At 69.2% G+C, this 21,643-nt stretch carries 20 protein-coding genes; all 20 read left to right on the top strand.

Annotated features, from left to right (window positions below):
• Positions 1-1,352 precede the first annotated feature (1,352 nt).
• The 20 genes from FKO37_RS28140 to FKO37_RS28045 all read left to right on the top strand — a co-directional run bounded on the left by FKO37_RS28140 (position 1,353) and on the right by FKO37_RS28045 (position 21,641).
• On the top strand, positions 1,353-2,264 hold the full coding sequence (locus FKO37_RS28140) for a TauD/TfdA family dioxygenase (RefSeq protein ID WP_238606440.1): 912 nt from the start codon (positions 1,353-1,355) through the stop codon (positions 2,262-2,264).
• Positions 2,261-3,421, top strand: a complete 1,161-nt coding sequence (locus FKO37_RS28135; RefSeq protein WP_238606439.1) for a glycerate kinase — start codon at positions 2,261-2,263, stop codon at positions 3,419-3,421. Before FKO37_RS28140 ends, FKO37_RS28135 begins: the two co-directional genes overlap by 4 nt.
• The gene (locus tag FKO37_RS28130; protein WP_238606438.1) at positions 3,418-4,500 is read left to right on the top strand and encodes an Ldh family oxidoreductase; all 1,083 of its coding nucleotides are present in this window, start codon (positions 3,418-3,420) and stop codon (positions 4,498-4,500) included. Before FKO37_RS28135 ends, FKO37_RS28130 begins: the two co-directional genes overlap by 4 nt.
• On the top strand, positions 4,497-5,609 hold the full coding sequence (locus tag FKO37_RS28125) for a pyridoxal phosphate-dependent aminotransferase (RefSeq protein ID WP_238606437.1): 1,113 nt from the start codon (positions 4,497-4,499) through the stop codon (positions 5,607-5,609). Before FKO37_RS28130 ends, FKO37_RS28125 begins: the two co-directional genes overlap by 4 nt.
• Positions 5,606-6,496: an isocitrate lyase/phosphoenolpyruvate mutase family protein gene (locus FKO37_RS28120; RefSeq protein ID WP_205669892.1), complete on the top strand. Its 891-nt coding sequence runs from the start codon at positions 5,606-5,608 to the stop codon at positions 6,494-6,496. Before FKO37_RS28125 ends, FKO37_RS28120 begins: the two co-directional genes overlap by 4 nt.
• Positions 6,493-7,599 (top strand): thiamine pyrophosphate-dependent enzyme, encoded by a 1,107-nt coding sequence (locus FKO37_RS28115; protein WP_238606436.1) that lies wholly within the window; start codon positions 6,493-6,495, stop codon positions 7,597-7,599. Before FKO37_RS28120 ends, FKO37_RS28115 begins: the two co-directional genes overlap by 4 nt.
• Positions 7,596-8,786, top strand: a complete 1,191-nt coding sequence (locus FKO37_RS28110; protein WP_238606435.1) for an iron-containing alcohol dehydrogenase — start codon at positions 7,596-7,598, stop codon at positions 8,784-8,786. The genes FKO37_RS28115 and FKO37_RS28110 overlap by 4 nt, the downstream gene beginning before the upstream one ends.
• A complete protein-coding gene (locus FKO37_RS28105; protein ID WP_238606434.1) occupies positions 8,768-10,852 on the top strand; it encodes an aminotransferase class V-fold PLP-dependent enzyme in 2,085 nt (694 codons plus the stop codon). The genes FKO37_RS28110 and FKO37_RS28105 overlap by 19 nt, the downstream gene beginning before the upstream one ends.
• Entirely contained in the window at positions 10,849-12,045 is a 1,197-nt protein-coding gene (locus FKO37_RS28100; RefSeq protein ID WP_238606433.1) for a GNAT family N-acetyltransferase, read from the top strand. Before FKO37_RS28105 ends, FKO37_RS28100 begins: the two co-directional genes overlap by 4 nt.
• On the top strand, positions 12,045-13,268 hold the full coding sequence (locus tag FKO37_RS28095; protein WP_238606432.1) for an MFS transporter: 1,224 nt from the start codon (positions 12,045-12,047) through the stop codon (positions 13,266-13,268). The genes FKO37_RS28100 and FKO37_RS28095 overlap by 1 nt, the downstream gene beginning before the upstream one ends.
• A 36-nt stretch (positions 13,269-13,304) precedes the next feature.
• Positions 13,305-13,997, top strand: coding sequence for an aspartyl/asparaginyl beta-hydroxylase domain-containing protein (locus FKO37_RS28090; protein ID WP_238606431.1), 693 nt, complete (start codon positions 13,305-13,307; stop codon positions 13,995-13,997).
• Between the two features lie 701 nt (positions 13,998-14,698).
• Entirely contained in the window at positions 14,699-15,658 is a 960-nt protein-coding gene (locus tag FKO37_RS28085; protein WP_238606430.1) for a ParB/RepB/Spo0J family partition protein, read from the top strand.
• 263 nt (positions 15,659-15,921) lie between these two features.
• Positions 15,922-16,062 (top strand): lasso RiPP family leader peptide-containing protein, encoded by a 141-nt coding sequence (locus FKO37_RS28080; protein ID WP_134662762.1) that lies wholly within the window; start codon positions 15,922-15,924, stop codon positions 16,060-16,062.
• 45 nt (positions 16,063-16,107) lie between these two features.
• A complete protein-coding gene (locus tag FKO37_RS46990) occupies positions 16,108-17,943 on the top strand; it encodes an asparagine synthase-related protein (RefSeq protein WP_238606429.1) in 1,836 nt (611 codons plus the stop codon).
• On the top strand, positions 17,859-18,389 hold the full coding sequence (locus FKO37_RS28070; protein WP_308196549.1) for a lasso peptide biosynthesis B2 protein: 531 nt from the start codon (positions 17,859-17,861) through the stop codon (positions 18,387-18,389). The genes FKO37_RS46990 and FKO37_RS28070 overlap by 85 nt, the downstream gene beginning before the upstream one ends.
• Positions 18,390-18,399: 10 nt before the next feature.
• Complete coding sequence (locus tag FKO37_RS28065; RefSeq protein ID WP_134662967.1) at positions 18,400-18,645, top strand: lasso peptide biosynthesis PqqD family chaperone; 246 nt, start codon at positions 18,400-18,402, stop codon at positions 18,643-18,645.
• A gap of 316 nt (positions 18,646-18,961) precedes the next feature.
• A complete protein-coding gene (locus FKO37_RS28060) occupies positions 18,962-19,108 on the top strand; it encodes a hypothetical protein (protein ID WP_167756441.1) in 147 nt (48 codons plus the stop codon).
• A 24-nt stretch (positions 19,109-19,132) separates the two neighbouring features.
• A complete protein-coding gene (locus tag FKO37_RS28055; protein WP_238606428.1) occupies positions 19,133-20,965 on the top strand; it encodes an asparagine synthase-related protein in 1,833 nt (610 codons plus the stop codon).
• On the top strand, positions 20,962-21,216 hold the full coding sequence (locus FKO37_RS28050; protein ID WP_134662758.1) for a lasso peptide biosynthesis PqqD family chaperone: 255 nt from the start codon (positions 20,962-20,964) through the stop codon (positions 21,214-21,216). The genes FKO37_RS28055 and FKO37_RS28050 overlap by 4 nt, the downstream gene beginning before the upstream one ends.
• Positions 21,213-21,641 carry a lasso peptide biosynthesis B2 protein gene (locus FKO37_RS28045; protein WP_134662757.1) on the top strand — a complete coding sequence of 143 codons (429 nt, stop codon included), beginning with the start codon at positions 21,213-21,215 and terminating at the stop codon, positions 21,639-21,641. The genes FKO37_RS28050 and FKO37_RS28045 overlap by 4 nt, the downstream gene beginning before the upstream one ends.
• The last annotated feature ends 2 nt before the right edge of the window (positions 21,642-21,643 follow it).

Here is a 21,643-nt window from a genome sequence, read left to right as displayed (position 1 = left end):
TGACTCCATTGCTCAACGGCCCGGGCATTGCCGTTGTACCGTGCAGTTCGGCGGCGAGCACGTCGCAACCTCGCCCGGGACGCGCCGTGGGAGAAATGTCAGGCTCGCGGTACCGCCGACGAAGCATTGATCCATCCGAAAGGCTCGTCCGCGGTTCCGGCGGCGCGGAGGCCCCTTGGCCGTCCGCTGCCGCGGCCGGATCGCGCCGCCTTGGGGTCAGCTGATCTTCTTCTGGCCAGGGCTGCGGCTAACCCGGTCGGGCGGCGTGGGCGCGAGGGTTGCACTGCTTGTCCTCGCGTGCGTGGCGAGCGCTGGTTTTCGTCGGCGACTCGCATCGTTCCTTTCGATTCTTTCCGTGCACCGGAAAACGAGCGCTTAGTTACGATCAATTTCGTTCAGGGACACAATTCCTGGTGCGGCGGTCCGGCCCGGGATGCGGCCTCGCGGACGTCGTGCTGATAGGCCGCAACTTCGGCGGAACGGTGATCGCACGGCCTGCCAAGGGCAGCCGGGCGGCTGCGTCGTCGAGTCTTGTGGAACGCAGTCGTGCCGCGGCCGGGCTGCCGGGTCGAGGACGATCTCCTGCCGTGTCAACGCGAGTAGCCCGTGCAGTTGGCCCGCCGTCGCCGGATCAGCCTTCCCCAACCGCCTCGAGCAAGCGAATCGCTCCGCCCATGCTGTTGCCGGGCCCGGTCGACCCGCCGTTGCGCGGGCAGCAAGGCCCGAGAACGCAGCGGATTACTTGACCTATTAGCCGGTTCTGCGCTGTTTGCGCTCTTTGGTCACGATCATTTTCCTGAATAATGTGCAAGTGGAACACGAACTGGTCGGCCGGCCGATCGGCAACTCCGGGGCGGGGCGGAGCCGTGCAGCGATGTTGTTTGCCGCTGCTTAGCTTTTGCGGAATCTGAAGTTCGATGCGCTCAATGCTGGGAAGTTCGCACTGTCGTCCGCGGTGTTACGCCCGGAATGTCATCCTGTGACCGTTGGTGCCGCTGATCTTTCCCGCATCGAGCGGTGTGTCTGCCCGGCAGTCTGTTCGTTAATGATGTTCCGTCCTTTGGGGCAGCGAGCGCATCCGCTTGCTGTACGCGCCGCGCGCGGAAAAGCGAAACGGGCGCAAAAATTGTCAAAAAACGCAGGAGGCAGTGGCCCGAAAGGAGCAGTACGGTGCCCGGCGGACGCGGATGCCGCCTTGACACTCGGACAAGATGACACCTAGACTACATTTTCGTTAATTGCGCACTACTGGGGCGATAAAATCTGGGGAGCACCTTGCCGTGATTCGGCGTTCTGCCGGAGCTTGGCAGTTTTCTGGCGGCAGGTGCACAAAACGGACAGAGGGGGATCCGTTGGTCGAGTTTTTGGCAACGCCTCGCGATGCCGCGGGCGCCAGAGCGGAGGTCGACAGCTTCGGCGCCTCGCGCGTCCCGCTCGCCGGAGGGCTTCGCGCATTTCTCGTCGCCGACGACGAGGACCCGGCCCCGCACGAGGCGCGCGACGAACTCGCCGCCTTGGTCAGGGAGCACGTCGAGCTTGGCCAGGGAGTGCTGGTCCTGACCGGTTTCCCGCTCGACGACGAGAGGAACAAGGAGGCGCTGGTCCGGTTCACGAGCCTGCTCGGCGAACCGCTCCCGCAGGACGGGGAGGGCAACCTGGTTCGAGAGGTCCGGGACCGCGGAACGGCGATCGGCGAAGGCGCGCGGGCGCGGTATTCGGACTCCCGCTTCGGCGGCAGCCTGCACACGGACGGCGCGGAGGCTCCGCTTCCGGCGCCCGAGTTCTTCACGCTCCTGTGCGTCCGGCAATCCGCGCGGGGCGGAGCACTGGAGTTCGTGCACATTCGCGACCTGGAAGCCGCTCTCGCCTCCCGCGCAGGGGTGACCGCGGCGCTGCGCGAGCCTTTCCATTTCGATCGCAGAGGCGACCAGGCTCCGGGCGAACCGCCGACCACGCGGAAGCCGGTGTTGTTCACTCAGAACGGAAAGTCCGCGATCAGCTATCTCCGCGGTTACATCGAGCGAGGGCACGAGCATCCCGGAATCCCGCCGTTGACCGATCGGCAGCGCGCCGCGCTGGACGAGCTGGACCGGATTGTCGCCTCCGGCGGCCTCACGAGGACAGGCAAGCTGCGCGAGGGCGAACTCGCCCTGTTCGACAATCTCTCCCTGTTGCACGGGCGCACTGAATTCCAGGACGAACGCGATCACACGCGGCTGCTGCTACGCACGTGGGTCCGCGGGCGCTCCGCCGTGCGCAGATGAGTCCCGATATCCGGGCGGCCGCGCGACGCATCGGCAGCGTGGTCGTCGCTCCGAACTGCCTGCGTGGCTACGCCACGTCCGTCGAGGTCGCCGACGCGCTCGCGGTCGGCGTCCGGCGCGCGCTTCCGCACGCCTCCGTCACCGTGCTGCCGCTCGCCGACGGAGGCGACGGGACGCTGTCCGTGCTGCACGAGGTCCTCGGCGGTCGGTTGATGCCCGTCACCGCCCAGGACGCCGCTGGTCGCGCGCAACGGATTTCCTGGTTGGCACTGGACTCCCGCACCGCGGTGGTGGAGACCGCGTCGATCTGCGGGCTCGGCGGAACGAGCCCGCGGAATCTCCGCCCGCTCGCGGCGAGTTCGGCGGGGGTCGGCACGGTGATCGCACACGCGATCGCCAACGGAGCGAAGACTGTTTTGCTCGCCCTTGGCGGCACGGCCGTCGTCGACGGCGGAGCGGGCGCGCTGCACGCGCTCGGTGCACGGTTTCTCGACTCGGCGGGCAAGCGCGTCGTTCCCGTTCCCTCGACGCTGCGCGAGGCAGCGTTGATCGATCTGGCCCCAGCCCGGCGTCTTCTCGACGGAGTGACTCTGCGCCTGCTGCCGGACGTCCGCCCGTCGCTGGCGGAGAACCTGGCGTTTTTTGGTACGCAGAAAGGCATGACCGAGCAGGACCGGCCGATCGCGGCGGGCGCGCTGAGCCAGCTCGTCGGCCTGCTCGCGGCAGCAGGCGACGAAGCCGCTCCGGCCCGGTTCCGCAGCGGCTGGTTCGGGGCGGGCGGCGGGATCGGATTCGGACTGGCCGCGGCGGCGACAGCGGAGGCGAAACCCGGGGCGGAGGCACTTCTCGACATGGTGGACAGAACAGGCGCGGTGCGGTCGGCGGATCTCGCCGTCACCGCGGAAGGAAAAGTGGACGAGAGCACCTGGAGGGGCAAACTCCCGGGCACCATAGCCTCCCGGCGCGCCGCGGACGGGCTCCGCACGGGCGTAGTGGCGATCCGGTTCGCCGGCCGCTCTCCGGATCCGCTCATCGCCCACCACCCGGTCGCCGATCCGCCGCCCACGTCGCCGTTGACCGGTGCCGCGCTGTGGAGCGGGCTGGCCGACGCGGCCGCACGCTCGTGCACGCCGTTCGCGGAGGTGATGCCGTCGTGATCGTGGGAGCCGCCGAACTGAGCGCGTTCGCCGCGACCGCGCTGCGAGCGACGGGAGCGTCCGGTCACGATGCCGACCTGACCGCGGAGGTGCTGGTCGCCGCCGATCTGGCCGGTGTGGACAGTCACGGTGTCGCTCGGCTGCGCCGCTACGTCGAGGGGTTGCGGGAAGGCACGATCGACGGACTCGCCTCGCCGGAGGTCGTGCGTGACCACGGCGCGGTCGCCGTGGTCGACGCGCACAACGGGCTCGGACAGCCTGCGTTGTGCTTCGCGATGGACCTGGCCGTCGAACGTGCGAGGGCGCAGGGAGTCGCGGCGGTGGCGGTGCGCCGCTCGAACCACATCGGCATCGCGGGCTGGTACACCGAACGCGCCGCGCGTGCGGGCATGTTCGCGATCGCCACCACCAATGCCACGCCGCAGGTCGCGCCGTCGGGAGCGGGCGAGCCGATGTTCGGCACCGACCCGATCAGCTACGCCGTGCCCAGTACGGACGGCCCGCTGTGTTTCGACGCGGCGACGAGCATCGTGCCGCGCGGCAAGCTCGAACGTCTTCGCCGCGAAGGCAGGCCGATGCGTCCCGGTTGGGCGGTCGGCCCGGACGGTGAATCAGCCACGGACATCCCCGCGGTCGTCGCCGGGCTGAAGGCGCGGGCGGGATTCGCGCTCCTGCCGCTCGGCGGCCTCGGCGAGGAATACGGCGGGCACAAAGGATCCGGTCTCGGGTTGCTCGCCGAACTGCTGTGCGGCCCGTTGGCGGGCGCGCGGTGGAGCAAACACACCTACGACGAGAGCGGGGCCGGTCTCGGGCAGTTCGTGCTGTGCCTGGATCTCGGCGCCCTCGGCGAACCGGACGTCGTCGCCGGCGAGGTGCACCGTCTGGCCGCCGAGGTGCGCTCGGCCAGGCCTGCGAATCCGGAGGTCCCGGTGCGCATGCCGGGCGACCGGCGCCGCAGATCGGCGCGACAGCGCGCCGCCGACGGCATCCCGCTGTTGCCTGCGGTGGTAACCGACCTGGCGAAGATCGCGGCCCTCACCGGCATCCGCCCGCTCCAGGCCAAGGACGGCGACGGATGAGCGGGGTGATCGACCTGTCCTCGGGCCAGGTGATCGAGCCGCTGGCCGAACCGGCGTTGAAGGCGCTCGCCGAGACCGTGTCCGGCCGCGAGGTCACCGCTTATGCGGCATCCTGCGGAGAATCGGGTCTGCGCTCCGCCGTCGCCGCGCACTACGCCCGCCGGGTCGGATCCGACGTCGACCCCGAGCAGATCACCGTCACCGCGGGAGCGCGGCACGGGCTGTTCAGCGTCGTCGCGGCTTCGGCGGCAGACGGCGAGATCCTCGTCCCGGAACCCCGGTGGAGCCACTATCCCGAGATGCTGCGGATCGCGGGTGCCCGGCCGGTGCCCGTGCCGGGCGATCCGGCCAACGGCTGGCTGCCGGATCCCGATCGGCTCGAAGCCGCGCGGACCGGGCGGACCAAAGCGGTCGTGGTCAACAGCCCGGTCAACCCGACGGGAGCCGTCTACGACACGGAAACCCTGGCTGCGATCCGCGCGTGGTGCGCACAGCACGGGCTGCTTCTGGTCGTCGACGACATCTACTGGGCCTACGGCGGCGAAGACGCCGGCGGGGTACGGGCCGGTGCGTGCGAGGTCGTGGTCGGCGGAGCTTCGAAGGTGCATGCGCTGGCCGGTCTCCGGGTCGGCTGGGTGTGGGCGGACGCGGCGCTGACGGCGGCGGTGCGGACCATCGTGGAGCACACCACCGGGCCGGTCAGCACCCTGGCGCAGCCCGCGGTCGCCGCGGTTCTCGACCGGCAGCAGGACGCCGTGCCGGATCGGGTGCGCCGGCTGGACGCGTTGCGGGAGCACGCCGTACGGACGATGTCGGCCGTTCCGGCGGTGCGCGTGATCGTCCCGCGCGGCGGTATTTATCTGTGCCTCGACGCTTCGGGGCTCGCGAAGGCGCGGCCCGAGTGGCGTGACGACCGGGTGCTGTGCGCGGCGTTGGCCGAGCACGCCGGAGTCCGCTTGCGGCCCGGGTCCACCTTCGGGCTGCCGGGCCATGTCCGGCTCTGTGTCGCGGCGGCGCCTGGCCTCCTGTCGGAGGCCGCTGGCCGCCTGTCGGAATTCCTGGGGACGGCTGCAATCGGAGCAGCCGGAAAGAGCGAGGGACTGCGATGACAACAGAAACTGCGAACCTGATCGAGGCGCCCGGTGCGCGGGCGGCCATGCTGCGGCGCGCGTTCGCCGAGAAAAAGCTTCTCCGGGTGGCAGGCGCGCACGACGGCCTCAGCGCCCGGTTGGCCGCCGAAGCCGGGTTCGACGCCATCTGGGCGTCCGGGCTGGAGATCTCGGCGGCGCACGGGCTTCCGGACGTCAGCCTTCTCGGCATGGCCGAATTCCTCGCCGGCGCGGCCACGATGCAACGGTCGGTGGCCGTCCCGGTGGTGGCGGACTGCGACACCGGATTCGGCGGAAACCTCAACGCCGCGTACACAATGATGTGCTACGAGGACACCGGGGTCGCCGCGGTCTGCATAGAGGACAAGGTGTTCCCGAAGCGAAACAGCTTCGTCGACGCCGGACAGCAGCTTCTCGAGGCCGAAGAGTTCGGGCAGAAGCTGACCACCGCGAAGCAGGCACAGCGGCACCCCGACACGGTCCTCATCGCCAGGACAGAGGCGTTCATCTGCGGCCTCGGGGTCGATGAGGCGCTCCGCCGCTGCCACCACTACGTCGACGTCGGCGCCGACGCGGTGCTGGTGCACTCGAAGGCCGTCGATTCGGCGGAAGTCATCGCCTTCATGGACCGGTGGCGGCATCGGGCACCGGTGGTCGTCGTGCCCACCACCTACGCGCGGTTCTCGGTCCAAGAGGCGAACGACGCCGGCATCGCCATGGTGATCTACGCGAACCAGGGAATGCGGGCGACAGTACGGGCGGTACGCGACGCTTGGGCGACCGTGCTCGCCGAGGGGTCCACCACCGGCATCGAACCGCATATCGCTTCGGTGAAAGAGATCTTCGACCTGTCCGGCATGAACCAGTGGCTGGGCAGGGACCGTTGAGCGGGGTACTGGCGGCCGAGGCGTTCGTCCGCGAACTGCGCGCCTACGGCACCCGCCGGGTGACGGGCGTCCCGTGCGGTCATCTCGCCGGGCCCTGGACGCTCTTCGACCGTGCGGGCGAACTGACCCCGGCCGCGTCCGAGGGCGCCGCGCTGGCGCTGGCCGCGGGCTGGGAACTCGCCGGGGAGCAGGCCGCGGTGCTGTGCCAGAACTCGGGATTCGGCAACCTGGTCAACCCGTTGACCTCGCTCGTGCTGCCCTACCGCGTCCCGGTGCTGGTGGTGATGACGCTGCGCGGCTGGCCGGACCCCGGCGAGGACGAGGCCCAGCACGCGGTGATGGGCTCGGCCACCCTTCCGATGCTCGCCGGCTTCGGCATTCCGCACGCGGTGCTCCGGCCGGACGGGCTCGGCGAAGCGCTCGACGACGCGGCTCGAGCGCGTGCCAAGAACGACCCGTTCTTCCTTTTGGTGCCGAGGAAATCGATCGGGAAGGCGGCGGAGAAGGAACCGGTGCGGGGGTCCGGGCTGACCCGGGTGGCCGCGGTCGCCGCCTTGTTCGACCAGTTGACCGACGAACTGCTGGTCACCACGACCGGCTATCTGTCGCGGCAGGCTCATCACGAGCGGGACCGGCCGGAGACGTTCTACATGCAGGGTTCGATGGGGCACGCCGCGGCCATTGGGCTGGGCCTGGCGACCGCGCGCCCAGGACGCCGCGTGGTGGTGCTCGACGGCGACGGCGCTTTCCTCATGCACCTGGGCACCGGGAGCACCGTCGCCGCTTCCGGTGCCGCGCAACTGGTGCATGTGGTGGTGGACAACGGATGTTACGAATCCACCGGCTGCCAGCGCAGTACCTCGGCGGGGCTCGATTGGGACTCCCTTGGCCGGGGGCTCGGGTACCGCACGGTCCTGACGTGCGACGACGAAAGGACGCTCACCCCCAAGGTGCGCGCCGCCCTGTCCGCGCCGGGTCCGGTGCTGTGCGTCCTCAAGGCCATGCCGACGCCGGACGAGGTGCACCCGAGGGCGTCCGCGGCCATGAGCCTCGACGCGGTCGCAGAACGGTTCCGCGGCGCGGCTGCCGGGCAGGCGTCGTGACAGCGGCTGCCGAGCCGAGCGTCCCGGTGATCGCCGGGAGGGGTGTGTCCGGCAGGCTCGCCGAGCTCGCGGGGCTTGGCTGGGCAGGCACGCTCGTGGTCGCCAGCAGGGGCACCGTGCGACGGCTCGGGCTGGCGCGCCGGCTGCCGCCCGGCACCCGCGTCTTCTCCGGATTCCGGCCGAATCCCACGTTCGACGAGGCGGTGGCTGCGGCCGGGGCGAGGGCGGACTGCGGCGCCACCTTGGTGGTCGGCGTGGGCGGCGGCTCTTCGCTCGACATCGCCAAGGCGGCCCGGGCGTTGCCCCCGGAACCCTCGGCGGCCGCGGAGGTGCTCGAGGGACGCCGCGCTCCGCTCGACGGAGCCAGGCTGGTGCTGGTCCCGACGACCGCGGGCTCGGGCAGCGAGGTCACCCGGTTCGCGACTTTGTACCGGGGGAACCGCAAGGTTTCGCTCGACGACGCGGCGGTACGGGCCGACGTCGCGCTGGTCGATCCCGCGCTGACCGACAGTTGTGCGCCCGCGCTCACCTGGAGCTGTGCTTTCGACACGCTCGCGCACGCCGTCGAATCGCTGTGGTCGATCCGCGCGACAGAGCGATCCCGAGACCTTGCCGAGGCCGCGCTCGGCAAGGTCATCCCGATCCTGCGCGATGCGGGCGAGGTTCCCACGGCGGCGGAGCGGGATCTGCTCTGCGAGGCCGCCACCCTGGCTGGACGGGCCATCGACATCACCCGCACCACCGCGGCGCACGCGCTGGCCTATCCGCTCACCGTCCATCTCGGCGTGCCGCACGGCCTCGCTTGTGCGATGCACCTGACCTGGCTGGCCCCGATGGTCGAGCGGGCGGGGCCGGCCGAGATTCCGGACCACCACGATCCGGCGGCGGTCGCCGCAGCGGTCGCGACGCTGCGGCGGCTGCTTCGAGCCGGCGAGCGCGACCTCGGCGCGACGATCCGGTCGCTCATCACCGCCCGCGGCCTGCCGGCGGAGCGCCGCGCCGAAGGCGCACCCGGACTCGCCGGAGTCGTGGTGGAAGAGGGATTGGCTTCGAACCGGGTCAGCGGTACCCCGGTCGTCCTCGACCGGGCGCGCGTCCGTGCCGCGGTCGAGGGCTTGTTGCCTGCCGGATCGAGCGCCGCGGACCGGCGAAGGAAGGGCGATGTCCCATGCGCAACTACCGAATGACCGGCCCCGCGGAAGTGAGCGGGGCGACGCTGGAGGCGATGGCCGCCGAACGGATGATCAGCCATCGCTCGCGGGAGTTTCGCGACCGGCTGGCAGACCTGACGCCGCGGCTGGCGAAGGTGTTCGGCACGACCGCGCCGGTGCTGGTGCTGACCTGCTCCGGCACAGGCGGGCTTGAGGCGGCGGCCGCGTCGGTGCTGCGGCGGGGCGATCGCGTGCTGTCGGTGCGGCAGGGCTACTTCGGCGCGCGTTTCGGCGAGATCGCCGCGTTCCACGGCGCCGAGGTCGACGTCCTGGAATCCGCGTGGGGCGACGTGCCGTCGACCGAGGAGATCCGCGCGAAGGCCACCGAGGGCTACCAGGCTGTCCTGCTGACGCACAACGAAACCTCGACCGGGGTACTGGCCCCGCTGGAGGAGTGGGCCGCGGCGATCCGTTCGGTCAGCGACTGCCTGATCCTGGTCGACGTCGTGAGCAGTCTGGGCGCTGCCGAGATCGCGTTCGACCGGCTGGGCCTGGACGTCGCCGTCGGGGTGCCCCAGAAGGCACTCGCCTGTCCGCCCGGCCTCGCGCTGGTGGCCGCGTCGGAGCGGGCGCTCGCCCGGGCCGCCGCTCCCGGAGCGGGCAGCTACTACCTCGACCTCGCGCGCGCCGCCGCGCACGCCCGCGAGTCCACCACCACGTACACCCCCAACCTGTCCGTGCTCTTCGCGCTGGAAGCGGCGGTCGCCGAGATCGAGAAAGAGGGCCTGGAAAACGTCTGGTCGCGGCACGCCGAGACGGCGCGCCTCTGCCGGGAGACCTTGCGTGCGCGAGGACTCGTCGTAGTGCCTCCGGAGCCGCTGTGCTCGCCGACGGTCACTGCGGTCCGCCTGCCGGTGCCCACCGCCGAACGGGTTCGCGACACCCTCGCCGCCCGGCACGACGTGTGGGTGTCCTCGGGACGCGGCGCGTGGAAACGCGATGTCCTCCGGATCGGCCACATGGGCCCGGTCGCGCCCGCCGACGTGGCGGCCTGCGCCGAGGCGATCGCCGCCGTCACCACGCCCCGCCGGAGCGCGCCGGTCGGCGGGCGGCGGGAGGTCAGGGTGCTCCGCACCGCCGACGAGCTCGGCCCGGAGTGGGACGAGCTGGCGAAGGATCTCGCCGCGCCGGTGTTCCACACCAGGGCGTTCCTGCGTGCCTACGAACACCATCCGGTGCAGAAGATCGCCCTCCCGCGCTATCTGGAAGTGCGCGACGCCAGCGGCGGGTTGCTGGCCGCCGCCCCCGCCTACCTCCAGGGCGACCCGCTCGGACTGCTCGGCCTGCGCGAAAACGAGCAGGCGTTTCTCTCCCCGATGTGGCACTGCCCCGGTGCGAGAGTGCTCGCGCGCGACGACGAATCCCTGCGGGCGCTGGGCGAAGCGTTCGGCGCGCAGGCAGCGGAGACCGGATGCGCACGATGGGGCTTCATCAATCTCGAGGACGGCACTGACACCGTCCGCGCGCTTGGCGAGCACGGGTTCCAGCGCGAGGAACTCGTGCCGCGGTGGGTGCTGCCGCGCACGCTCGCGCCCGACGGCCCCTCCTACCTGGCCTCGCTCCGCGGCTCGGCCCGGCGCGAACTCGGCAGGCAGCTGCGCCGGGCCGAAGACCAGGGCGCCCGGTGCGAGATCCGTCGAGCTGACCACCCGGACCTTCCCCGATTGATGGAGTTCGTGGCCGCCACCGCCACCCGGGCCGGGTCGCCGCGGTACTACGACCCGGTCAAGCTCGCGGCGTTCCTGCGCGAACTGGGGGAGCCCGTGCGGGTGCTGGAGGTCTGCGACGCCGCCGGCGCGACGCTGGCCGTCGGAGTGAGCTTTCTCGAAGCGGCCCGGCTGCAGTACTGGGCCGCCGGGTACCTGCGCGACCGGCCGGACGTCGCGTTCAGCCCCTATTACCGGATGTGGTGGCAGATGCTGGAACTGATGTGGTCGTCCGGGGTCGAGATCGCGGAATGCGGACGCCTCAACGAACCGTTCAAACGCAAGATGGGCCTGACCCCCCGTCCTCTGGTGGCGCTGACGGGGCCCGCGGCATGACCGCGCGCACGCGGGCAACCGGCCGCAGCGCTTTCGAGATCGAGGAGTGCCCGCTTCCCGCCGCGCCGGCGGAATGGGACGATCTGGCGGCCCCGACCGGGATCGGGTTCTACTCGGCCAGGACCTGGAACCTCGCCATGCTCGGGCAGAACGGCGCGGAGGAGCGGGTACTGGTCGTACGGGACGCCGGCGGTACCCTGCGTGCGATCGTCCCGCTGTTCCGGTACCGCGACGGTCCCGCCAACGCCCACCTCCATCCCGGCACGCTCTTCGGCGGCGCGGACCGGGTGACCGACGAGGCCGCCCGCCGCTGGGAACCGGTGACCGTGGTGGGGAACGCCTCGGGCTACGGAACCGCACCCGTGGTGAACGGCGGGCTGGAGGCATGGGCCGCGGCGGCGGAGTCCGAGGCGGCGGCGGCGGGGGCTGGGACCGCGTTCGCCGCGCACCTGACCGGACCGGACATGACTCGGCTGCGGGAACTGCTGCCCGGCTGGCCGGTATTGCTGACAGCGATGCGGATCTCGGTGCCGGTGCACGCCGATTCGGAGCGGGAGTACGAAGCGGGTCTGCGCAAACGGGACCGCGACCGGGTGCGCTGGGAGCGACGGCTGCTGGCGAGAGGCGGTCGGTCGGTGACCGTCGAGGACATCACCGACGACAACCTCCGCGAGATCGGCGAGCTGCAGGAAAGCACCCAGCGCCGGCACGGCAGCTACGGCGACGCCGACTATTTCGTCGGGCGCTACCGAAAGCTGAAATCGGTCCTCGGCGACGCGCTGTTCGCCTTCGTCTGCCGCCACGAAGGCCGCGCCCTCGGCTACTTCTCCTGCATCCGGCACGGTCGTACGCTGGTCGGCCGCTCCGCGGGGCTCGACTACGACCGGATCGGCGACCACGCCGAGTACTTCAACCTGATGATCCACGAACCGGTCCGGTACTGCCTGCGGAACGGACTGCGCGAACTCGACCTCGGCGTGGCGGGGTACCGGCAGAAACTGCTGCGGGGCGGCGAGCCCGTGCCCGTGTGGTCGATGCTGCTGCGCCCTCCGTCCGGCTGGTCGGACGAGGACGCCGCCCGGCACAACCGGGCCAAGGCGCGGGAACTGCGGGATGAGCTCGGTCCGATGTGCCCTGAGGGGCTGCGGGAACGGCTCGACCGGATCGCCGACGCCGGAAGGGCCGAGCTCTGATGCTGGGCACCCCCGCTTTCCGGTTGCTGCTGGGCGCGCGTGCACTCTCCACCCTGTGCACCGGCTTGGACGTCGTCGTGCTGGCTTGGCTCGTCCTCGCCCTCGGAGGCACCCCGCTGCACCTCGCGGTCATGGCCGCGCTCAACGCGGGCGCGGGAGTGCCCGCCGCGTTCTTCGGGGGACCGCTGATCGACCGATTCTCCCGGCGCGCGGTCACCGTGGCCACCGAACTCGGGCGTGTCCTGCCGCTCGGCGCGATCCCGCTCCTCGCCGGCCTGGGGGAGTTGCGGCCCTGGCACGTGCTGGTAGCGGGCGCGGTGGTCAGCGGCCTGTATTCGCTGTCGTCGGCCAGCTACAGCGCCCTGCTGCCGGAACTGTTCGACCGGACGGGACTCCTGCGGGCGAATGGGGTCTGGCAGGCCGTGTCGCAGGTCGGGGTGTTCATCGGGGCGGGGTTGGGCGGGGCCGCCATTCCGGCTCTCGGCGACACCGCTCCGCTGCTCGTCGGCCTGGCCGGGCGCATACTCACCAGCGGCATGCTCCTGGCGATGCCGTCGCGGCGCACCACCAAACCCGCGACGAAGCGCACGAGCGGGCTGCTGTTCCGCGACATGACCGACGCCTGGCGCGTGCTGGCGTCGCACCGGAGAATGCTGTTGGCGGCCCTCTTCGCCGCGATACCAGGCAGTCTGATCTCCGGCATCAACGCGGTGCTGCCCGCTTTCGTCAAGAACGACAACGGGATGGGCGCCGCCGAGTACGGGCTGATCGACGCGGCTTGGGGCGTCGGCGCGTTCCTCGCGGGGCTGGTGTGCGTGAAGCTTTCCCACGCGCACGACGACCCGCGCTACCACACCGGTTCGCTGCTGCTCACCGGCTGCGCGATGACGCTGCTGGCCACGGCGACGAACCTGCCGTGGTCGATCGCGCTGGCCGCCTTCGTGGGCGGGGCGGCACTCGGCTCGCTCGTGCTGTTCCGCGCTTATGTCCAGGCCGAAGCACCGCCGGACTACACCGGCCGCATCCTCGCGGTGTCGCAGCTGGTGTTGTCGGCGTTGTGGCTTGCCGTCGCGCTCGGTCTGGGCACGCTGACCCTCGTCCTGTCGGTGCGCATGGTGATCGTCTGCTGGGGCGCCGCGATCCTCTGCGGCGGGCTGACGATCCATCTGCTCCTCCGCCGTCACGGCACCAAGGAGGTTTCGCACGCCGAAGGCTCCGACTGAACCGAAAACCACCCTCTTCCGCACAAGGAGCATCAGATGAAAGGCTCGCTCAGCGTCGACCAGCCGGGCGTCCGGAACGCGATCAACAGCTACTTCTTGCGCACCAGCGGTGGCGAGAAACGTTTCCGGATCATGTCCCCGTACAAGCTCTTTCCTGAGGCACGACAGCTCGAAGCGCAGTTCGACCAGGTCAGAAGCGAAGTGCTGGCCCTGGTCGGCACGCGCGACCTGCCCCAGTACCGAGACATCGACCCCGTCCGCGCGGCGGAGGTGTCCGACAACTGGCGGCTCTACTACGCCTACATGCTCGGCGTCGCGAACCCCAAAGCACGGGAAGACTGCCCGACCATCCTGTCTTTCGCCGAGCGGACGCCCACGGTGGTGAACGCGATGATCTCGGTCCTCGAACCCGGGGTGAAGCTCAACGCGCACAACGGTCCCTACGCGGGAATTCTCCGGTATCACCTCGGGATCAAGGTGCCGCGGGAGAATCCGCCGCGGCTGCGGGTCGACACCGAGCACTACACCTGGCGGGAGGGCGAAAGCGTGCTCATCGACGACACCTTCGAGCACGAGGTCAGCAACGAGAGCGAAGAGGACCGGATCGTGGTGATCATCGACATCCGCCGCCCGATGGGAATTCTCCGGGACCGGGTGAACCTGGCGAGCCTCCGGCTCAAACGCAAGTGGTCGGGTCAATTCATCAACGGCACCAACGGAGACATCTAGTCCGCGGCCGGTCGCAAGCCACGCCTGGAGCAGCTTCGACGACCTGCTTCGTGTCGGGCACCGCGGAATGCGCCAGGTATCCGCGCAGCCGCGGCCCGGGAACCGGACAAGGCCGGGGAAATCGTCGTGGTCGAAGGTTCCCGCTTGGCCGACGTCGAAGGCCAGTGAGCGATCGTGGGCGAACTCGCAAGGCATGTCGCTGATCAGAACCGCGGCGACCAGCCACGGCTGGCCCCGGGCGGTCCGCAGCGCCTGCGATCAGTTCCCGTCCCCTGCGGTGAGAGGCAAAGACCAAAGCTGTACGAATCCGTCGGAGCCAAGCGAAAACCGCGCTCTCGACAGCTAGATTCGGTGCAGCAACCCGCGATCGCACTCCGGTCACGCTGCCCGCGCCCAAACCTGCGACACGATCGACCGGATGCCCCCGCGCAGCACGGACCTGTTCGCCGCCAGGCGTTGTCGAGCAGGCGCGAAACAGCTTGACATGTCTCAAGTCCGAGCTACTGTGACGATGAAGGCACGCAATGTTGCGATGTCTTCCGTCGGGGGATTCAGCCATCGGATGTTCAGTTCGCCGCAGCCGCCTTGCATTGGCGCGGGCCGCGAAGGCGGGACGTCTACGGTCAGGGGGAGGACTCTTGGATGGTTGCACGAAAAGATCGCCAGACAGCAACGAATACTCGTCTTCTGAAATCAATCCGGTGCTGAGCGGCGTCGGGTCGACCGGCGCCCGGTCGGCGGGGCGGGGCTCCGAACCGGCGGACAGAACGGTACTTGGCGAAGACACCGCGGAGGACGTGGCACAGCCGGTGCGAATCGACTTGCTGGCAGTCGACGACTCCCCGCGGCTCGAAGGCGTCGACATGGACCACGTCCACGCTCTTGCCGAGGCACAAGGGCAGCTCCCGCCGATCCTTGTTCATCGCGGCACGATGAAGGTCATCGATGGCAGGCACCGGTTGATGGCGGCCGAATTGCAGGGCTGTTCGACCGTCGAGGTCTGCTTCTTCGACGGCTCCGAGGACGAAGCGTTCGTCAAGTCAGTGCAGGCGAACGTGGCGCACGGGCTGCCGTTGACCTTGGCTGATCGCACGGCCGCCGCCGCCCGCATTGTCAAGGCGCACGCCGAGTGGTCGGACCGCAGGATCGCCGTCTTGGTCGGACTCTCGCCCAAGACGGTCGGCGCTGTGCGGATGCGTTCGACTGAGGAAATTCCTCAGTCGCAGGTACGCGTCGGCCGAGACGGCCGGGTTCGCCGACTTCCCGCGCGGAAACCGGGGAACAAGCGTCCGGCCGCGCCGGAGGGAGAGTCGAAAGCGGACACTGGCACCGGAAAGGCAGGCGAGCGAGGTGACGGGCGGGAGCGCCGATCACGCGCCCCGGCTGGTCGCAGCGCCGCAACCAGCATGGAAACGCTTCAGGCGCTGCGGCAGGATCCTGCCTTCCGGCTGACTGACACCGGCCGCTTTCTGCTCCGGCTGCTGGACTTGCATCTCAACCAGGTGCGCGAGTGGAATCGTCTCATCGCGCATGTGCCGCCGCACCGGGCGAACTCCGTGGCAAATCTTGCCAGGGAATGCTCCCAGACGTGGCGCGAGTTCGCAGAGCAGGTTTCGGCTCAGTCATCAGCGCTTGACATGCGGGAACCTGCCGCCACCTGACGTTTCATGCCCAGTCCGCGGTCTTGCCCGCGCGGGACGGCCGGCGCAGGCGTGAAAGCCGGAAAATCATCGGTGTATTTCACCGGCATTTGGATGCTGGAGTTTGTTGATCTGCTTCCATAGTGGTCATTCGCGGTCGGCAACAGCGAGAGATGCTCTCTTGAGTTTGCCCGGAATCTGACGCTGGGATAACGTAATCAGTGGGCCAGTTCGCACATTCGGCCCATATTTCCGGGAAATTTCCGAAAACGAGGAGAAGATTCATGGACCAGCGTATTCAGAGTGAAGCCGAGAATTTGCCGATCGACTACGAGCGACCGGCGATGACGCCGGTTGGCGAGTTCGGCGAACTCACCAACGGAATCGGCAGCAACACGTGGGACGTCGCCTGGCTCTGGGACTGAGAGCGGCTGATGCGTGACCGCCACACAGTCGGCGGAGGCGAGAGCGTGTTCGTGGTCTTGCCCGACCACGACGGCGCTCTCGCCGTTCGTCGTCCCGCTCCGGATTCCCGAACGCTCGCGACGCACGAATCGGGTCGGCCTCTGATCGTGGGAGTGCTCGGCGCGGACGCGCTTTTCGTGCACCGGAGTCGTGCCGGCCTCGTGGCCCTGCTCGGCTTCTGCCCGGTTTCCGACGAGGATCTCCGCTCCAAGCTCGACCAGGTCAGCAGCTACGCTGATCTCGACCGCGTGACCAAGCGGTTGCCGGGGAGCCATTACGTGATCGCTGCGCTCGGCGATCGCATTCGCGTCCGGGGGACCCTGTCGAACACGCGGCGTGTGTTCTACCCGCGGGGCACGAGCGACTGCGTGCTCTCCAATCGTGCGGATGTCGTCGCAGGCATGCAGACGGCGGCGCTGGACGAGACATCGATCGCGCTGCGGCTGATGTTTCCGGCGGTGCCGCACCCGCTCTCGAACCGGACTCTCTGGCGTGGCGTCGAGGCAGTTCCGCCTGGGCATGACGCCGAATTTCGTGCGACCGGCGGTGCCGTCCGGACGTCTCAGTGGTGGCAGCCGCCCGAGTCTGAACTCGGCAGGGCCGAAGCGAGTTCTCTGTTCCGAGAGGCCCTGTGCGCTGCTGTCGACAACCGGGCGTCCGCGCACGTGACGATGAGCTGCGACCTTTCCGGCGGCATGGACTCGACGCCGGTCGCCTACCTGGCCTGGCTCAAGAATCCGCGCCTCACCGCAGTGACCTTGTGCGGCCTGACCACTGCGGACGACGACACCGCGAGCGCGTTGCGAGCCGCGGAAAGAATGCCAGGCGTCGATCACGTCCTGCTCGAGGACGCGAATATGCCTGGCGCGCTTGACGGCATGTTCGATGCACCGGAATGTCACGACGAGCCGTTCGTCGGCGTCCAGAGCGCTAAGTTCCTGGCGATCGCTCGACTCGTGGCGGCCCGTGGATCGACCCTCCATCTCTCCGGGCACGGCGGTGACGAAGTGCTCACCGCGCCGACGTCCTATCTTCACACGTTGGCCAGGCGCAACCCCAGGGTCGCCTTGAATCATCTGTACGGCCAACGTGCGCTTCGGCGCTGGTCGCTGCGTGACCTGTGGGGAGTCGTCGGCGATCGCGGCTCCTACGGCGACTGGCTGTCGGGATGCGCCCGTGATCTGGCCTTCCCGCTGTCCGGACCGCATCCGCCACCGCCGACCTGGAACCAGCGGCTGCGCCTGCCCGGCTGGGTCACCGAAGAGGGCAGACGCGTCGTGGCCGACGCCTTGTCCGCCGCGGCCGACGCCGAACCGCTGGCCCGGACGCGGTCTCAGCACCAGTCTCTGGAGAACATCGGCCTGTCCGGACGTGTTGCCCGGCTGATCGGACAGGCCGCCGGACGAGGAGGTGTCGCGGTCGCTTCTCCGTTCCTCGACGACCGGGTGATCGAGTGCTGCCTTGCCGTGCGGCCCTACGAACGGTCGAGCCCGTGGGACTTCAAGCCGTTGCTGACGGAGAGCCTGCGCGGCATTGTGCCCGCGGAGCTGATGCAGCGATCGACAAAGAACGACATGTCCGAAAACGTGCATGCGGGCTTTCGGAAGCGGCGTCGGCAGATCACCGAGCTGTGTCAGGATTCAGTCCTGGCACAGCTCGGACTAGTCGACGCGAACGCCCTGCGCCTGGCGTGCACGTCGCCCCAGCCTCCCGGAGCGGCCTTGCCGGCGATGATCACGACTCTCAACTGCGAAACATGGCTACGTGGTGTCACGTCATCCTCGCCGTCGCCTGGTGCCGAGCCGACCAAAGCGACCGCGGAAAGCAAAGGTGTGCGATGAAAGCCGCAGCTACCGCCCTGGCCAGGCTTGACGGGTCCGGATTTGTCCGCCGGATACCGGTGGCGACGGTCGTCTACGCGGCCCGAATCCTGGCCGCCTGCCCGCCTTTCCGAATTCGTCGCATACTGGAAGCGCTCAGTCGCGGAGCTCGCCCCTCCCGGAGGGAAGAGGCGGAAATCGCGCACCGCGCGGTGTTGCGGGCGAGCCTCATGTGCGCCGGCGACGGCTGCCTGCCCCGGTCGATCGCAGTTGCTCTGTGGTGCCGCCTGCATGGTCACTGGCCGACCTGGCACACCGGGGTCCAGGTCCACCCGTTCCGCGCGCATGCGTGGGTCGAGGCCGACGGAGTGGCCATAGGCGAGTCGGGCGACATGTCCCGATGGCAACGGCAAATGACCGTGTCCGTACGGAAAGGGGGAGCCGACGTTGGCGCTGCGGTTGAGTGACCACGTGAGCATGACACCGGTCGACGACAGCGTCGTCCTGCTCGACGAGCGCAAGGGGCGGTACTGGCAGCTCAACTCCACGGCTGCCCGGATCTTGCGCGAACTCATCGCCGGCGGCAGGCCGGAGGATCTCAGAGACCGTCTTGCCGCCTCCGCGGGAGCCGACCGCGAAATGGTCGAGCAGGATGTGAGGGATTTCGTCCAGCAGCTGCTGTCCGCCGGACTGGTTACCGGCGGACAGAGGTCTACTCGTTAGCTTCGCGGCGGATCTGCCCGTGCCATGCGGCGGGAGCCGCCGCGAGCAACCACCGGAGCCGAGGACAGCCGGGACTGGATCTTCGCAGATCCAGTCCCGGCTGGTGCGCTGCCGGAGAGTATCTCGTTGCGATGGCGCCTGCCGGTGCGGCGCGAACTGGATCGGAATCGGTGCAGCTGCTACCGTTTGCAGGGCACCGGAAAACAATTTCGAGGTTGATTTGTTTTCCTGTTCGTGAAGGTCAAACTCCTATTTTCTCGCGTCGACCCGCGTGCCCGGGTTGATGCATTCTGTCATTCACGGAAAGGACCTCATGATGGAAGCCGACACGACCAGCGAATCGATCGAGTCCAAGGAGCCGTACGAGATCCCGGAGTTTCGCCCGGTCGGCTCGTTTCGGGAAAAGACGGACGGGCTGAACAATTTCGGATTCGACGGGATTGTGCTCAGCCGCGACTGGTGATTCCCGTAACCAGGTAAGGAGTGCATGATGCAGGGCTTCGGTGTTCCGTTCTTTGTCGTGCTGCCGGACAACACGTTCACGGACGCCGTGGCCTTGCATCCTCGCCTGTCCGGAGCGGGCGTCGACACCAGCCCGCACCCTTCCGGCAGGCCGTGGCTGGTCGGTCGATGGGATGAGCGAGAGTTGCTCACCGTCACCGTGGGCACGACGAGGGTCGCGTTGATCGGCTGCTTCGCCGCGAAGGCTGACGAACTCCGAGGCGACGTCGGCAGAATCAGGCAGCTATCCGACACGGAGCTGATTACGCGGAAGTATCCCGGCAGCTACCACGTCGCGATCGCGATCGGCGACCGCATGAGGATTCAGGGCACGGCGTCCGGTCTCCGCCGCGTCTGCCACGCCGAGTTCGACGGCATCCCGGTCGTCGCCGACCAGGCAGACGTGCTCGCGGACCTGACACGGGCGGAGTTGCGGGTGCCGACGCTCGCAGTTCGCCTGCTGCAGCCGTCGTTTCCGCTGAGCGAGCGCCCGCTGTGGTCCGGCGTGACACCGGTCGAGCCGGGCGATTGCGTCGAGGTCGCGGGTAATGGCCGGACCGTGCGGGTTCGGCGCTGGTGGACCCCGCCGCCGGCGAGTCGCGGCATGGCGGAGAGCGCCGCCGCGGTCCGGGCCGCGCTTGCTTCGGCGGTGTCGGTGAGAACCAAGCTCAACGGGCACGTCAGCACCGAGCTCTCGGGAGGGTTCGACTCCACCTCGGTGACCTTTCTCGCGGCGCGGAACGATGTGCCCCTCACCGCGTGCACTGCGCTCGTGTCCGATTCCACCGTCGACGACAACGTGTGGGCGAGCCGCGCCGTCGCTCACCTGCCATGCGTCCGGCACGAGGTAATTCCCGCGAACGAGATCCCCTTGTGCTACGCCGGGATGAACGCGGCCGGAGACCTGCTCGACGAGCCGTCGGCCATGGTGGTTTTCCGCGAGCGCGCGCTGGGAATTGTCGCGCGGATGGCAGAGCGCGGAGCCCGGCATCACCTCACCGGCCACGGCGGGGACCACCTCTTCACCGGATCGCCGGCGCACTGGCATACCCTCGCGCGCACGAAGCCGCTGAGGGCGTTCCGGGAACTCAGGGCGTTCCGGATCTCCCGCTCGTGGCCGTTGTCCCGCACGGTGCGCGCGGTTCTCCGGAATCAGACGTTTCCCGAAGCCTTCGCCGCGGTCGACCTCACGCGGGGCAGGCCCCTCGACATGTTCGAACCGAGGCTCGGCTGGAACACTGATCTCCACCTGCCCGGCTGGCTGACCGCGGACGCCGAGGAGATGATCGCCGGGGAGATCGGCGAACTGGCCGCGCGAGTCGCGCCGTTGGCGTCCTCGCGGGGGACCCATGCCGAACTCAGCGCGATCCGGTCGGGCACCCGCGATATTCGAGCCCTGGCCCGGATGTCGCGCGGCTTGGGCGTCGAGACCCACGCACCGTTTTTCGACGACCAGGTGATCGATGCGGCGCTCGGCGCGGCGCCTGAGGACCGGGCTACCGCGTGGCGCTACAAACCCCTGCTGGCTGTCGCGATGCGCGACATCGTGCCCGGCCCGATCCTCGATCGCACTACGAAGGCGGACGGGACTGTCGACGCCGTCCGCGGGCTGCGTCACCATCAGGCTGAACTCGCTGAGATGTGGGAGGACTCGCAACTCGGGCGACTGGGGCTCGTCGATCCAGGACGGCTGCGTTCGGTGTGCGCCCGGATCGATCCGCTCGCGTCGAGCGACCTAGGGCTTTCCGGCGCGCTGGCCTGTGAAACGTGGCTGCGCGCCAGACGTCACGAAATGGCTCGCCCAAGGAGTGAACGATGAGTTTCGTCTTCAGAAAACATGTCAGCCTGGCCGAGACCGAGTTCGGCGCCGTGCTGCTCGACCAGCGAAGCGGCCGGTACTGGGAAATGAACCCGACAGCCGCTCTGATAGTCCGCGCGCTCGAGGCGGGCGAGACGCCGGAGCGGACCGCGGAAATCGTCGCCGGCAAGTTCGCGGTCGACCGCGACCGGTCTTTGGCTGACGTTTCGAACATCATCGGCAAAATCGCCGCGGCCGGACTCCTGTCATGAGCGTCGAGATGTCTGTCGCCCGGAGAGCGAACGCCCCGCGGCCCCTCGGGGTCAAGGTGATGACCCGGTGCGCGATCGTGTCCGGTCGTCTCCTCTCGTTGCTGCCGCCGAGACATATTCGCCGGATACTGCTCTGCTTGCGCTGGAAGGCGCGACCGGCTACCTATGCCGAGGCGGAACGGTGCCGCGACGACGTCCTTGCCGGGAGCTTGGGCATGCGCGCTTTGCGAGCATGCCTGCCCCGATCGCTGGCGATCGTGCTGCTCTGCCGATTCCGCGGAGCGTGGCCGACGTGGTGCGCGGGCGTGCGGCGAGCGGCGCCGTTCAGTGCGCACGCTTGGGCGGAAGTCGACGGATGCAGCGTCGGCGAACTCAACGTCGCGGAGGCGTTCGTCCCGCTGGTCAAGGTGGCCCCAAAACCGTAGCG

This window comes from Amycolatopsis sp. Poz14 (assembly GCF_006704225.1).
GTDB lineage: Bacteria > Actinomycetota > Actinomycetes > Mycobacteriales > Pseudonocardiaceae > Amycolatopsis > Amycolatopsis nivea.
The sequence above is the reverse complement of the archived record's forward strand: the minus strand, read 5'-3'. Positions and strand labels throughout refer to the sequence as shown.